Annotated in this window: 10 protein-coding genes; 5 read left to right on the plus strand and 5 right to left on the minus strand. The window is 72.5% G+C overall.

The window, feature by feature from the left end; all coding sequences use genetic code 11:
- Positions 1–133: 133 nt before the first annotated feature.
- Together HS048_RS28690 and HS048_RS28695 are read right to left on the minus strand one after the other, a co-directional pair.
- Entirely contained in the window at positions 134–1,390 is a 1,257-nt protein-coding gene (locus HS048_RS28690; RefSeq protein WP_196469235.1) for a cytochrome P450, read from the minus strand.
- Positions 1,391–1,496: 106 nt separating this feature from the next.
- Positions 1,497–3,095: a GMC family oxidoreductase gene (locus HS048_RS28695; protein WP_196469236.1), complete on the minus strand. Its 1,599-nt coding sequence runs from the start codon at positions 3,093–3,095 to the stop codon at positions 1,497–1,499.
- A gap of 174 nt (positions 3,096–3,269) precedes the next feature.
- Here HS048_RS28695 and HS048_RS28700 point away from each other — a divergent pair, with 174 nt between their 5' ends.
- Both HS048_RS28700 and HS048_RS28705 read left to right on the plus strand, forming a co-directional pair.
- Positions 3,270–4,805 carry a long-chain fatty acid--CoA ligase gene (locus HS048_RS28700; RefSeq protein WP_068898759.1) on the plus strand — a complete coding sequence of 512 codons (1,536 nt, stop codon included), beginning with the start codon at positions 3,270–3,272 and terminating at the stop codon, positions 4,803–4,805.
- Positions 4,806–4,978: 173 nt separating this feature from the next.
- Positions 4,979–6,433: a GGDEF domain-containing protein gene (locus tag HS048_RS28705; RefSeq protein WP_196469237.1), complete on the plus strand. Its 1,455-nt coding sequence runs from the start codon at positions 4,979–4,981 to the stop codon at positions 6,431–6,433.
- 188 nt (positions 6,434–6,621) lie between these two features.
- On the opposite strand, the gene HS048_RS28710 is transcribed toward HS048_RS28705, so the two are convergent.
- From HS048_RS28710 to HS048_RS28720, 3 genes are all read right to left on the minus strand, one after another.
- Positions 6,622–7,881 (minus strand): cyclopropane-fatty-acyl-phospholipid synthase family protein, encoded by a 1,260-nt coding sequence (locus tag HS048_RS28710; RefSeq protein WP_068898763.1) that lies wholly within the window; start codon positions 7,879–7,881, stop codon positions 6,622–6,624.
- Positions 7,882–7,895: 14 nt separating this feature from the next.
- Positions 7,896–9,245: an FAD-binding protein gene (locus tag HS048_RS28715; protein WP_196469546.1), complete on the minus strand. Its 1,350-nt coding sequence runs from the start codon at positions 9,243–9,245 to the stop codon at positions 7,896–7,898.
- Positions 9,246–9,403: 158 nt separating this feature from the next.
- The gene (locus HS048_RS28720; RefSeq protein ID WP_196469238.1) at positions 9,404–11,254 is read right to left on the minus strand and encodes a serine/threonine-protein kinase; all 1,851 of its coding nucleotides are present in this window, start codon (positions 11,252–11,254) and stop codon (positions 9,404–9,406) included.
- A 186-nt stretch (positions 11,255–11,440) separates the two neighbouring features.
- Here HS048_RS28720 and HS048_RS28725 point away from each other — a divergent pair, with 186 nt between their 5' ends.
- From HS048_RS28725 to HS048_RS28735, 3 genes are all read left to right on the plus strand, one after another.
- Positions 11,441–12,574 (plus strand): CaiB/BaiF CoA-transferase family protein, encoded by a 1,134-nt coding sequence (locus HS048_RS28725; protein ID WP_196469239.1) that lies wholly within the window; start codon positions 11,441–11,443, stop codon positions 12,572–12,574.
- 157 nt (positions 12,575–12,731) lie between these two features.
- Positions 12,732–13,577, plus strand: a complete 846-nt coding sequence (locus HS048_RS28730) for an ABC transporter ATP-binding protein (RefSeq protein WP_191894853.1) — start codon at positions 12,732–12,734, stop codon at positions 13,575–13,577.
- Positions 13,574–14,410: an ABC transporter permease gene (locus HS048_RS28735; RefSeq protein WP_068898774.1), complete on the plus strand. Its 837-nt coding sequence runs from the start codon at positions 13,574–13,576 to the stop codon at positions 14,408–14,410. The genes HS048_RS28730 and HS048_RS28735 overlap by 4 nt, the downstream gene beginning before the upstream one ends.
- The last annotated feature ends 34 nt before the right edge of the window (positions 14,411–14,444 follow it).

The raw sequence follows: 14,444 nt of genomic DNA on the forward strand, positions 1-14,444 counted from the left end.
CCCGGCGGATCAGGGGACGCCGCAGCTCCGGCCGGACGTCACGGCCGAGAACACGTTCCACCGGTGATGGGCCCGTCCCGCGCTTCGCACCGGACCGTGCCGCGGCCCCTCGGACCGCCGCGATCCGGACGCGTCAGGTCGTGTACGGCAGGTGCTTGATGCCGTTGATGAAGTTGGACAGCAGGTAGGAGGGCTCTCCGGTGGAGCGGATCTCCGGCAGCCGGGTGAGCAGCTCGCGGAACATCACGGTGATCTCCCGGCGGGCGAGGTGGGCGCCCAGGCAGTAGTGGGGGCCGGGACCGCCGAAACCGACGTGCGGGTTGGGGTGGCGGGTGATGTCGAACACGTCGGGATCGGCGAAGACGGACTCGTCGCGGTTGGCGGAGTTGTAGAAGAGGAGCACCTTGTCGCCCCGCCGGTAGTCCATGCCGTTCATCGAGTGGTCGCGGGTGAGCGTCCGGCGGAACTGGATCACCGGGGTGGAGTGGCGGACGATCTCCTCCACCGCCCCGGCGATGCGGCCCTCGAAGTCCTCCGTCAGCAGCGCGCGCTGCTCCGGGTGGTCGGTGAGCAGCTTCAAGCCGTGGGAGATCGCGTTGCGGGTGGTCTCGCTCCCGGCGACCACGAGCAGGATGAAGAACGAGCCGAGCTCCTGCGGGGTGAGGGACTCCTCCCCGTTGACCAGCAGACTCGTCAGGTCGCCGGTGGAGCGGCCCCGGCGCTCGCGGCCGAGCCGAGCGGCCAGGTGGTTGAGCTCGCGCCCGGCGCCCATCAGCTTGACCAGCCCGCGTGCGACGTTCCAGCGTTTGAGCTCGGGCTGGATGCCGGTGTACTCCGGGTCGGAGTTGCCCAGGATGATGTTGGTGGCGCGGAGCACCCGGCCGTGGGCCTGGGGCGGGACGCCCATCATGTCGCAGATGACCTGGACCGGCAGGCGGGCGGCGATCTGGGTGACGAAGTCGCCGGGGCCCTCCGCGATCGCCTCGTCCACGATCCGGGTGGCCGCCCGCTGCAGGTCCTCCTCCATCTTGGCCAGGATCCGCGGGGTGAACGCCCGCGAGACGATGCGCCGCAGCCGCGCGTGCCGGGGGTCGTCCATGTTGATCATCGAGCCGAAGTAGACCGCCAGCCACCGGGGCAGGTCCACGATGCTGTTGGCCGACGGCTCGCTGCTGAAGACCCCGGCGTTCCGGCTGGCCTCGGAGACGTCCGCGTGCCGTACCAGCGCGTAGTAGCCGGGCCCGTGGCCGACGAAGGGCACCTTGTTCTCCTTGACGAACACGGGCCGGTCCAGCTCGCGGAGGCGCTTGAAGGCGGCCGCCCGCTCGGACTGCGGGAGGGACCAGAACGGGATCTCTGACAGGTCGATGTCCGCCGTGTTCACCGTCATGACCCCAGATTTCGGCAAGTGCTCACTTACGTCAAGTGTGAACCGCGCCACATCCGCTCACCCGGCCGCCGCCCGGTCGTCACGCGACCGCCACGCCGTCACCCGTTCACCCGACCGCCGCCCGGTCCGCCGCGACCAGCTCGGCGGCCCTCTCGGCGATCATGACCGTGGGGGCGTGGGTGTGGCCCCGGTTGATGACCGGCATGACCGAGGCGTCGGCGACGCGCAGCGCGGAGATCCCCCGGACCCGCAGCGACGGATCGACGACCGACTCCTCGTCCGCGCCCATCCGGCAGGTGCCGACCGGGTGGTAGAGGGTCTCGCTGCGCTCCCGGATCCAGCGGACGAGCTCCTCGTCGGTCTCCGGACCCCAGTACGGGGCCATCGGCGGCCCCGTGAAAGGCGCGAGGGCCGCGGTGGCGAACAGCTCCTTGGCCCGGCGCAGCCCGGCCACCTGCCGCCGGACGTCGGCCTCGGCCGTCAGGTAACCGGGGTCGATCACCACGTCGCGGCCGCTCAGCGTGATCCGGCCGCGGCTCTCCGGCTGGAGCAGGATCGAGGCGATGGTCAGCCCGTGCCCGGACGGCGGCGTCAAGCCGTGGTCGACGAACGGGCCGGGGGCGAAGATCAGCTCGATGTCGGGAGCCGGCTCGGCGGGGCCGGTACGGATGAAGGCCACCGCCTCGCCGACGTTGGAGGTGAGCATGCCGCTCCGGCCGATCAGGAAGCGGAGCAGGTTCGGCACCGACTCCGCCCCGGCGAGCGTGACCGGCCGGGGGCACTGCAGGAAGATCCCCGAAGCCAGGTGGTCCTGGAGGTTGGCGCCCACCTGTGGCAGGTCGCGGAGCGGCTCGACGCCCTCCGCGCGCAGTTCCCCGGCCGGACCGACGCCGGACAGCATCAGCAGGTGGGGCGAGCCGATCGCGCCGGCCGACAGGATCACCTCCCGCCGCGCGCGCACCACCGTGCCGCCGGGACCGGCGGCGCCACCGGAACCGCCCGGTCCCGGGCCCGCGCCGTACTCCACGCCCGTCGCGCGGCCGTCCTCCAGGAGCACCCGGCGCGCGTGCGCGCCGGTGACCACGGTGAGGTTGGGCCGCCTGAGCGCGGGCCTGAGGTAGGCGTCGGCGGCGCTCCAGCGGCGGCCGCGGTTCTGCGTGACGGGGGTCGGGCAGTAGCCCTCGTTGGAGGGGCCGTTCAGCTCCTCCAGCCGGGTGAGCCCGAGCTCCTCGCAGGCCGCCAGGAACGCGGCCGTGGTGACGTTGGGACTGCGCAGCTCGGAGATGTGGATCGGGCCGTCGCCGCCGTACACCCCGCCGCGGTTGCTGCCGACGCGCCGCTCGGCCCGCCGGAAGTACGGCAGGACCTCGTCGTAGGACCAGCCCGGCACGTTCCAGCCGTCGTAGTCGGCCCGGTGCCCGCGGACCCACATCTGCGCGTTGAGCGAGGAGGAGCCGCCGAGCATCCGGCCCCGCGGCCAGTACAGCTCCCGGCCGGACAGCCCGGCCTGCCCGGCGGTGGTGAAGTTCCAGTCGCACGGCGTCTTGAAGAGCTTGGCGAACCCGGCGGGCATGCGGACCTCGAGCTTCGCGTCGGAGCCGCCCGCCTCGAGCAGGGCGACGCTCACCGACGGGTCCGCCGAGAGCCGGTTCGCCAGGACGCATCCCGCCGATCCGGCTCCCACGATCACGTAGTCGTACTCCATGCGCACTGCCCCTTCTCCGGCGGACGGTCGGCTCGCCTCCCCCGTGAGCGGACTCTTACCTGCATACGCTCCGGTGCTTTGCCCGTCAATTTGTAACCTTCCTTACCTACCGGTAGGTATGCTGCGCCTGCCAGGATGAACGGGCCAGAGCTTGTCCGGAGGAGGACCCAACCCATGCTCAACCTGTCGATCGTGCTGGAGGACAGCGCCCGGGAGTGCCCCGACCGCACCGCGGTGGTCTACGGAGACCTGCGGCTGCCGTACTCCCTGGTCAACACAGTCGCGAACCAGGTTGCCAACCTGCTGGTCTCGCGCGGGATCGGCAAGGGCGACAAGGTCGCGCTCGCCTGCCCGAACCTGCCGTACTTCCCGTTCGTGTACTTCGGGATCCTCAAGGCCGGGGCGACCGTCGTGCCGCTCAACATCCTGCTGCAGGCCCCGGAGATCACCTACCACCTGCAGGACTCCGAGGCCAAGGCGCTCTTCTGCTTCGAGGGGCTGCCGGACCTGCCGCTGGGCGAGCGCGGCCGGCAGGGCTTCGAGGGCGCCGAGGGCGCCGAGCACTTCTTCGTGCTGCCCGCCACCCCCTTCGCCACCGAGTCGGCGCACGGCGAGACGATCTGGGCGGCGCTGGACGGCGTCTCCGGCGAGTTCGAGACGGCGCAGACCGCACCCGACGACACCGCCGTCATCCTCTACACCAGCGGGACCACCGGCCGCCCCAAGGGCGCCGAGCTGACCCACATGAACATGCTGATGAACGCCATGGTCTCGGACGAGATGTACCCGCGCGCCGAGGGCGGCGACGCCTACCTCGCGGTGCTGCCGCTCTTCCACTCCTTCGGCCAGACCGTGGTCATGAACGCCGGGTTCCGCCGCCGCGCCACCCTCGTGCTCCTGCCGCGCTTCGAACCCGGCCCCGCGCTGGAGCTGATGCGCAAGGAGAACGTGACCCTGTTCGCGGGCGTGCCGACCATGTACTGGGGCATGCTGACGAAGATCCACGCCGACGGCGACGAGGTGCCCTCCTCGCTCACCACAGCGGTGGCGGGCGGCGCGTCCTCCCCGGTCGAGGTCCTCAAGGACTTCGAGGCCACCTTCGGCATCGGCATCCTGGAGGGCTACGGCCTGTCGGAGACCTCCCCGGTGGCCAGCTTCAACCAGCTCGGCAGGCCCACCAAGCCCGGCACCATCGGCACCCCGATCTGGGGCGTGGAGATGAAGCTGGTCGACGGCCAGTGGAACACGGTCGAGGGCGAGGGCCCGGGCGAGATCGCGATCCGCGGGCACAACGTGATGAAGGGCTACTACAACCGGCCCGAGGCGACCGCCGAGGTCATGAAGGACGGCTGGTTCCGCACCGGTGACATCGCCACCAGGGACGCCGACGGCTACTACACGATCGTCGACCGGGCCAAGGACATGATCATCCGGGGTGGCTTCAACGTCTACCCGCGCGAGATCGAGGAGGTCCTGATGACCCACCCCGAGGTCTCGCTGGCCGCGGTGGTCGGCGTCCCGCACGACTCGCACGGCGAGGAGGTCAAGGCGTACGTCATCCGCACGCCCGGCGCCGGCCTCACCGAGGAGCAGCTGGTCTCCTGGTGCAGGGAGAACATGGCGGCCTACAAGTACCCGCGCGTCGTCGAGTTCCGCGACGCGCTGCCGATGACCGCCACCGGCAAGATCCTCAAGCGCGAGCTCCGCTAGTCCCGCGTTCCGCGGAGCCCCCGTGTCCCCTCCGGGATCCGGGGGCTCCGCGCATCCGGCGGACGTCCTCCGGTCAGTCGCGGCGACCGGCCGGACCGTCCGGACCCCGGACGATCGCCGCCGCGACCGGCCGGATTCCTCAGGTTCCGGCCCGCGGTGCCGACAGGACGGACATGACGGTCGGGAAGACGGGGCTTTTCCTCACTGCGGCGGTCGCGGCCTCAGCCGTGACCGCCGCCACGTACGCATCGGCGCTGGGCCAGATCCTCTACTTCGCCGTGTACGGCGTGGTCTGCGCCCTGGCGTGGTGGGCGGCGCTGCGTTCCGGGGCGGGGGCCGCCCGCCGTCCGTGGCTGCTCATCGCGCTCGCCCAGACGCTCTGGCTGACCGGTGACGTGATCGAGCTGGTGTTCTTCCTCACCGGGGAGGTGCCCTCGGTCGGGATCAGCGACGTCCTCTGGCTCGGCGGCTATCCCCTCATCGCCGCGGCCCTGGTCCTGATGGCCCGCCACCGGGCGCCCGGCAGGCTCCGCGCCGGCGCGCTCGACGCGCTGACCCTCGCCACCGTGGCCGCCCTCGCCTCCTGGCAGTTCCTGATCGAACCCCTCTTCGGCGGCGGGTACAGCCTCGCCGAGACGATCGTGCCCGCCCTCTACCCGGTCGGAGACATAGTGCTGCTGGCGGCCGCGCTGTTCCTCGTCCTGTCCCCCGGCGAGCGCGGCACCCCGACCTACCTGCTGCTCACCGCCGTCTTCACCTACCTGACCGTCGACCTCGGCTACAACCTGCTGCCCTACGTGCTCGACTACTCGTACGTGGAGCGGCTCGGGGCCGGGCTGCTGCTCGGCCACGCGGTGCTCGTCGCGGCCATGCTGCATCCCGGTCACGCCGAGCTGACCCGTCCCGGCTCCCGCATGGGCACCCTCCACCCCGCGCGGGTCCTCTTCCTCGGCATGGCGCTGCTGGGCACGCCCGCCCTGGCCCTGCGGCACTCCGGTTTCAGCGGCGAGGAACTGGCGCTCATCCTGGCCGGCTCGGGCTGCGCGGCCTTCGTGCTGACCCGGTTCACCATGGCGGTCCGCGAGCAGGAGCGGCTGCAGGCCCAGATGGCCTACCAGGCGCACCACGACCCGCTGACCGGGCTGGCCAACCGGACCGTGCTGCACGACACCCTGGAGCGGGTCATGCGTGCCCCCGGCACCGGGGTGGCGGTGCTCTACCTCGACCTCGACGGGTTCAAGGCCGTCAACGACACCCACGGCCACGAGGCCGGCGACACGGTGCTCGGCGCGGTCGCCGAGCGCCTGTCGGCCGCGGTGCGCGGCGGCGACCTGGTCGCCCGGCTCGGCGGCGACGAGTTCGTCCTGCTCTGCCCCGGGGCCTCGCACGACGACGCCGTGCGCCTGGCCGAGCGCGTCCTGCGCGAGGTCTCCGCTCCGGTGCCGTTCCGGGGACACGAGCTCTCCGTCGGAGCCAGCGTCGGCATCGCCGCCTGCGCCGGCGAGGCGGCCGGGAACGCCGCGGTGGGGATCCTGCGCGCGGCCGACACCGCGATGTACTCGGCCAAGCGCCTCGGCAGGGGCCGCTGGGTCACGGCCGACTCCGCCGACCCGATCATGGCCGCCTGACCGCGCCGCGACCGGCGGTCCGGTCGGCCGGGAGACCACGGCGGTCCGCCCTCCCGGAAAGGCCGCGTCACCTCACTTGGCGTGGCGGGGACCACGGCGGTCCGCCCTTCCGGAGGGGCCGCGTCACCCCGCCCGGCGCGGCGGGGACCGCGGCGGCCGTCCGGACGAGCCGCGGTCCCCGCGCCGGGTCAGGGCCAGTCGCGGGCCGGGCGGAGCGGCATGCGGGCGCCGCCCTGGGAGTCGAGCCTGCTCGCCAGTACCTGGTGGAGCTGGATCTTGTTGCGCTCGAAGCCGACCACGCAGCCGGCCATGTAGAGCCGCCAGACCCTGGCCCGGCCCCGGCCCACCTCCCGGACGGCCTCCTCCCAGTGGTCGTCGAGGTTGGCGGACCAGTGCCGGAGGGTCTGGGCGTAGTGCTCGCGGAGGTTCTCCTCGTGGCGGATCTCGAAGCCGACGTCCTCCATCTCGCGGACCAGGGTGCCCACGGACTCCAGCTCCCCGTCGGGGAAGACGTAGCGGTTGATGAAACCGCCGACGTTGATCGTCTTCTCCCTGCCGGTGGGCCGGGTGATGCAGTGGTTGAGCAGGCGCCCGCCGGGCACGAGCTTGCCGTACAGGAAGCGGAAGTAGAACGGCAGCTGGTCCCTGCCGATGTGCTCGGTCAGGCCGATCGAGCTGACCGCGTCGAACCCGGTCTCCCTGACGTCGCGGTAGTCGGAGTGCCGGATCTCGACCAGGTCGCCGAGCCCGGCCTCGGCGACGGCCTTCTGCCCCCACTCCGCCTGCTGCCGGGAGAGGGTGACGGCCAGCACCTTGACGCCGTACTCACGGGCGGCGTGGATGGCCATGCCGCCCCAGCCGCAGCCCACGTCCAGCAGCCGCATCCCCGGCGCGAGTCCCAGCTTCCTGGCCACCAGGTCGAACTTGGCGAACTGCGCCTCCTCCAGGGACGCCTCCGCGGTGGGGAAGACCGCGCAGGTGTAGGCCATGGAGGGGCCGAGCACCCACTCGTAGAAGGTGTTGGACACGTCGTAGTGGTGGTGGATCACCTCGGCGTCCCGCCGCTTGGCGTGCCGGCTGCCGAGCCTGGCCATCATGCTGCGCCGTACCTCCTGGGCGGGGGGCGGCAGCCACATCGTCAGGGGCTTGACGCCCAGGGCCCGGACGGTGGCGAGCTTCTCGGCCACCGTGAGGTCGTTGATGGTCAGCGACCACATCCGCGACAGCAGGGTGTACATGTCCCCGTGCACGTCGAGGTGGCCCGACACGTACGCCCGGGCGAGACCGAGCTCGCCGGGCGCCTGTGCCAGGTAGGCCACCGCGATGGGGGATTTCACCTCCAGGGTGACGTCCGCGTCGGAGGGACCGGCCTTGCTGCCGTCGTAGGCGGCGAAACCGATGCCCGCATCGGGACCGACGACATTCTCGAAGATCTCCGCGAGCCTCACAGAAGCAAACCTCCCTAGCGCCCCCGTACGCACTTGTCGTAGAGATCGAGCAGCCGGCCGCCGGGGTCGTACGCCCGTTTGACCGGCCAGTAGGCGTCCCCGTTGTAGAGGCGCCAGAATTCGTCCCGGGGGTAGAACGACGTGGAGTAAAGAGACTTGTGGCCCTCGAGCGCGTGCACCTCGTGCTCGATCAGCCGGTTGTGGTAGCCGTCGAACTGGCCCCGGGGCAGCGGGACGACCCCCCAGAAGCCGAAGTTCACGTACAGCCGGCCGGGCTCCAGCGGATAGAGCGGCCACTCCTCCGCCGACCTGAGCGGGCACATCCAGACCGGCGTCATGCCGACCTTCTCGTGGAAGAACTCCAGGAAGTCGGCGCCGCGCTCGACCGGCACCTCGATGTCCTGGATGACCGACTCGTGCACGGGCCTGCCCTGCCAGCGATCCAGCCGGGCGGTCACGCCGTATCTGCGGTCGAGGCCGACGAGCCTGCGGTAGACGTCGGACCGCATCCACCGGCGCGGCATCAGCGAGCGCACCAGCGGATCCTGCACCCCGAAGGCCCGCGAGCACCAGAACCAGTCGGTGTCCCAGCGCCACAGGTAGTCGCGGACGGTCAGCCAGTCGCGGGTCCTGGTCCTGATCGACTGGTAGTAGATCCGCATGCCGGTGTAGTCCGAGACGTACGGCGCGCGCTCGGCGAACCGGCCGAGGGTGATGTAGAGCTCGTCGGGGGCGAAGAAGGTGCCGTCCACGAAGTCGACCGGCTCGCCGTCGTGCTCGCCCCGCTCGCAGATCTCGTTCATGGCGAGCATGCACTTGTGGGCGTCGGTGAACTCCAGGTGCGTCAGCCGGACGTACGGCCGGACCGGCTTGAGGCGGATCCGGATCCGGAGCGCGTAGCCGAGCGTGCCGTAGGAGTTGGGGAAGGCGCGGAACAGCTCGCGGTGCTCGTTGTCGTCGCGGGCGACGACGACACGCCCGTCACCGGTGAGGATCTCCAGCTCCTCGACCGACTCGTGCGGCAGCCCGTCCCGGAAGCTGGTGGACTCGATGCCGAGACCGGTCACCGCGCCGCCGAGCGTGATGGTCTTGAGCTGGGGCACGACGTACGGCATGAGCCCGTGCGGGAGCGTGGCGTCCACGAGGCGCTCGTAGGTCGTCATCCCCTGGACCTCGGCGGTCATCGCGACCGGGTCGACCTCGATGACGCGGTCCAGGTCCCTGGCGGAGAGCCGGGCCGCGCGGGCGCCGTCGCGGAACCGGAAGAGGTTCGTGGTGGCCTTGGCCAGCCGGGGCGCGGCCCCGGAGGGGATCGCCGCGTAGGACTCCCTGATCTGCTCGACCGCCCGCCGGTGCGCCGACATAGGTGTCGTGGGCGTCACAGGACATCACCCCCAGGCTCTCGACAGGAAAGATCGCCTCTAGCACGTTATCTCGCCGATGCCCGTGCGACCAGGAGGGGTGCGTTAAACGCGCGAAAACTCTCGGGACGGGGGAGGGAGGGGCCTCCCGGCGCGCCGTGTCATCCCTCGCGCTCCAGCCGGAAGCTGTCGAGCACCCGGCGCATCATGGCCTGGTGCCTGTCCCACTGGGACTCCGCGGCGGTCCAGGTGAGCACGATGGCGGTGTCGCCGAGCTCGACGAAGCGCCGCACCTCGCGGTAGTCCGTGCCGGGCGAGGCCCACTCCGCTCCGCCCCCGCCCTTCATCACCCAGCCGAACCGCCAGTCGAGCGCCCTGCCGTACCGGGTGGGGACCTCGGCGGTCTCCTCGGCGGAGATGTCGCTCCACCGGCCGATCTCCTCCCGCAGCGTCTCCTGGACCGTCTCCAGCCCGGAGACGGGGCGCAGCACCTCCACCGACATGTGCGCGTCGCCGCCGGGGCTGGTCCAGTGGGTGTATCCGGTCTCGGCGATGTGCTCCGGCTTCCAGCCGGCCGGGTAACGGATGGACCACCGCTCCGGGTCCTCGCCGTTCCACTGCTCGGTCCCGGCTTCGGCGGCGGCCACCCGCCGGCTCCGGGTGGGCTTCGGGGTGGGGGCGGGCGGCTCCTCGGGGGTCGCGGAGCGGATCTTCTCCTCCTCCGGCGCCGGGAGGCTCTCGGACGGGCCCGGGTCGGCCCGGGAGGCGGAGCTCTCCCCCGCCCCGGACATGATCCATCCGGCGGCGCCGGCGCCCGCCAGGAGCACCGCCAGCACCGCGGCCACCGCCACCGGGACCCGCCGGGACCGCGGGGAGTGCCGGGCGGGGGCCGTACGGCCGTCCCCGCGGCCGGCGCCGTGCCGTCCCGCGTGCTCCCCGGCGGGATGGCCCTGCGCGGTACGGCCCTGCGGAGCGCGGTCCTGCGGGAGGCCGTCCCAGGACGGACGGCCGTGGGACGGATGGCCCTGTCCCGGACGGCCGGGGTCCGGATGACCCTGCCCCGGACCCTGTGGCCGGTGTGCGGGATCCGGGTGGCCCTGTCCCGGGTGACCCTGCCCCGGGTGGCCGCCCGGGTGGCCCGGCGCGGTGCGGCCGGGGGACGTGCGGCTCTCGGCGGTGCGGCCGAGCGGCCCGGACGGCTCCCCGCTCACCGCGGCCAGCAGCGCGTCCGCGTGCCCGGCGGTGAGACGGTGCGCCGGGTCACGCTGGAGCAGCCCGGCGAGGACCTCGCGCATCGCCGGGTGGACCCGGCCGAGGTCGGGCTCCTCGGTGAGGAGCGCCCCCAGGGTGGCCATGGCGTCGCGCCGCTCGAACGGCCCCCTGCCGTCCGTCAGCATCGCGTACAGCGTGGCGCCGAGCGACCACAGGTCCGACCAGGGGCCGGCGTCGGTGCCCACGGCGCGCTCCGGCGGCAGGAAGCTGGGCGAGCCGGTGACCATGCCGGTCTGGGTGAGCGAGGCGTCGCCCTCCACGGTGGCGATGCCGAAGTCGGTGAGCACGGCCCGGCCGTCCGGGGTGAGCAGGACGTTGCTCGGCTTGACGTCGCGGTGCAGGATCCCCGCCCGGTGGGCGGTGTGCAGCGCCGAGAGCACCTGGCGGCCGATCGCGGCCACCTGGGGCACCGGCAGCGTGCCGACCTCGTCCAGGCCCCGCGCCCTGACCAGTTCCATGATGATCCAGGGGCGGCCGTCCTCCTCGGCCACGTCGTAGACCGCGACGATGCCGTGGTGGTTGAGCCGGGCCGCGGTCCTGGCCTCGCGCGAGGTGCGGGTCAGCTGGCGCTCCTGCTCCGCCGGGGACAGGTGCGGCGGGAGCAGCACCTCCTTGACGGCGACCGGACGGTCGAGGAGCGTGTCGTGCCCCTCCCACACCACGCCCATCCCGCCGCGGCCGAGCTCGCGCATCAGCCTGTAGCGCCCGGCGATCATCCGTTCCCCGTGCGGATATGCCATACGACTCTCCCCGTTGCCAAACCGACGGCCGCAAGTTTCCCACAGGTGGAGGTCGGTGGGTGGGGCGTCTTGCCAGGGCGATCCGAATGTTGTTCTACTTGCCCGGAGGGGAAGCCCGGTGTCACCGGGCGATCGTCCGCCACGACCGCGCCCGGCCGCGTTCCGGGGCGCACCGAGGAGTCACCGATGGATCACACGCCCAGGAAGGGCCCGCTGGCCGGGGTCCGCGTGCTGGAGCTGGCCGGACTGGCCCCGGGACCGTTCGCCGGGATGATGCTGGCCGACCACGGTGCCGAGGTGCTGCGGGTCGAGCGGGTCGCCGCCGTGGCCGCCGCCGGGGACCGGCCGCGCCGCGACGTGATGGACCGCGGCAAGCGGACCGTCGGGCTGGACCTGAAGTCGCCCGAGGGGGTCGCCGCCTTCAAGGAGCTCGCCGCGCACGCCGACGTCGTCATCGAGGTCTTCCGCCCGGGCGTCGCCGAGCGGCTGGGCATCAGCCCGGACGACCTGCACGCCGTCAACCCGCGCCTGGTCTACGGGCGGATGACCGGCTGGGGCCAGGACGGCCCGCTGGCGCCGACCGCCGGGCACGACATCGACTACATCGCGATCTCCGGCGTGCTGTCCATGCTCGGCCGCGCGGGCGAGAAGCCCACGCCGCCGATCAACATCCTCGGCGACTTCGCCGGCGGCGGCCTGATGCTGGCGTACGGCGTGCTGCTCGCCCTGATCGAGCGGGAGCGCACCGGCGCGGGCCGGGTGGTCGACGCCGCCATGGTCGACGGGGCGGCCACGCTGTTCGCGATGTTCTACCACGGCGTGCAGTCCGGCTTCTGGGGCCCGCGCGGCACCAACCTGCTCGACACCGGTTCGCCGGTGTACGACACCTACGAGACGGCCGACGGGAGGTACATGGCGGTGGGCGCCCTGGAACCGCAGTTCTGGGCGCAGCTGGTCTCGCTCATGGGCCTGACCGATCTGCCCGACCGCGAGGACCGGGCCGACTGGCCCGCCCTGCGCGAGCGGCTGACCGAGGCGTTCCGGTCGAGGACGCGCGCCGAGTGGGAGGCCGTCTTCGACGGCACGGACGCGTGCGTCTCCCCCGTGCTGGACATGGCCGAGGCCCCCGACCACCCGCACAACCGGGCGCGCGGCACGTTCGTCGAGGTGGGCGGGGTCCGGCAGCCCGCCCCGGCGCCCCGGCTGCTGGGCGTGCCCGGGCCGGACCTCTCCCCCGCCACCCGGCTGGCGGATCTGTCCTCCTGGGGCCTGCCGGACGGGACCGCCGCGAAGCTGCGTGAGGCCGGGGTGCTGGCCTGACCGCCGGCCGCGCCCCTCCGCACGGTCGCCGACCGGCCCTTCCCGCCGGGTCCTTCGCCCCGCACATCTCTCCGAGGGCGGCACGCCTGAACACAGGTGTGCCGCCCTTCGTCATAGAACTTGCTCGAAATGTAGTACTTCTACTACATTCGTTCACATGAGTGCTGCAGTGAGTGTGCGCGGCCTGCGGATGAAGTACGGCGCGGCCGAGGTGTTGCGAGGGGTCGACCTGGAGATCCGGCGCGGGGAGATCTTCACCCTGCTCGGCCCCAACGGCGCCGGGAAGACCACCACGATCGAGATCCTGGAGGGCTTCAGGAACCGGTCGGCCGGCGAGGTGAGCGTGCTCGGCACCGACCCGGAGCGGGGCGGCGACGCCTGGCGGGCCAAGCTGGGGATCGTCCTGCAGAACTGGCGCGACCACAACAAGTGGGGCGTCCGGGAGATCATCGCCCACCTGAGCGAGTTCTATGACGACCCGCACGACCCGGACGGGCTGCTGGCCGCCGTCGGACTGACCGGGCAGGCCGGTCAGCAGGTGGGCCGCCTGTCCGGCGGGCAGCGCCGCCGGCTGGACGTGGCACTGGGCATCGTCGGCCGGCCCGAGCTGCTCTTCCTGGACGAGCCGACCACCGGCTTCGACCCGGAGGCGCGGCAGGAGTTCCACCTGCTGCTCGAGAAGCTCGCGGCCGACGACGGCATGACGGTGCTGCTCACCACGCACGACCTGGTCGAGGCCGAGAAGCTGGCGCACCGGACCGCGATCCTGACCGGCGGCCGCATCACCGCCTGCGGGACCCCCGCCGAGCTGGCGCGGGCCGTACAGGCGCAGTCGCGGGTGCGCTGGCTGGAGGACGGCCGCGAGCGGACCCTGACCACCGACGACCCCTCGCGGGCGGCGTGGGAGCTGCACGAGAGGTTCGGCGGGCCGGTCCCCGGACTGGAGATCCGGCGGCCGTCGCTGGAGGAGAGCTACCTGGAGCTGATCGGGAGGGCCGCATGAACGGCAGGGCACTGCGCATCGGGATCAAGCGGGGCTGGGCGGAGCACATGCAGCTGCTGCGCAACCGCAGAGAGCTGACCACCACCCTGGTCGGCACGGCGGGCATCTTCGCCCTGCTGCTGCTCTGGATCGGCGACGAGCAGGTGAAGGGGACGGGCGTGTCCTCCGGCATGTTCATGACCTCCGGCTTCCTGGCCTTCACCGTCTTCTCCAACGCCCTGATGACCCTGCCGATGGCGCTGGCCGCCGACCGGGAGGAGGGGACGCTGCTGCGGCTGCGGACCGTCCCCGGCGGGATATCCGCCTACCTCGTCGGGCGGGCGGTCACCCTGCTCTGCCAGATCGCCGTGCAGAGCGCGCTGATCCTGGCCACCGGCGTCGTCGTGGGCGACGCCCCGCTGCCGCACGACTGGCCGACGCTGCTCTGGGTGCTGCTGCTGGGCACCGTGGCCGTCGTCCCGCTGGGCGCGGCGATCGGCTGCCTGCTGCCCGGCCCGAAGGCCGCGGGCGCGGTCCTGGGCCTGCCGATGATGGGCCTGATGGTCACCTCCGGGGTCATGCTCCCGGTGACCTACATGCCGGAGGCCGTGCAGTGGATCGCCCAGGCGTTCCCGCTCTACTGGCAGGGACTCGGCCTGCGCGCGGCGTTCCTGCCCGACGCGATGCTCGCCGCGGAGATCGGCGGGAGCTGGCGCCTGCCGTACGTGGCGGCGGTGCTGGCCGCCTGGGCGGTGGCCGGCATGCTGCTCGCCCCGGTGCTGGTCCGCCGGGTCACCCGGCGGGAGTCCGGCTCGCGGCTCGCCGAGCGGCAGCTCGCCGCCCAGTCGTCATGACCCGCAGGAGGCCGCGGTGAGTTCGGAAGAGGTC

The sequence above is a fragment of the Planomonospora sp. ID91781 genome (genome assembly GCF_015711595.1).
Lineage (GTDB): Bacteria > Actinomycetota > Actinomycetes > Streptosporangiales > Streptosporangiaceae > Planomonospora > Planomonospora parontospora.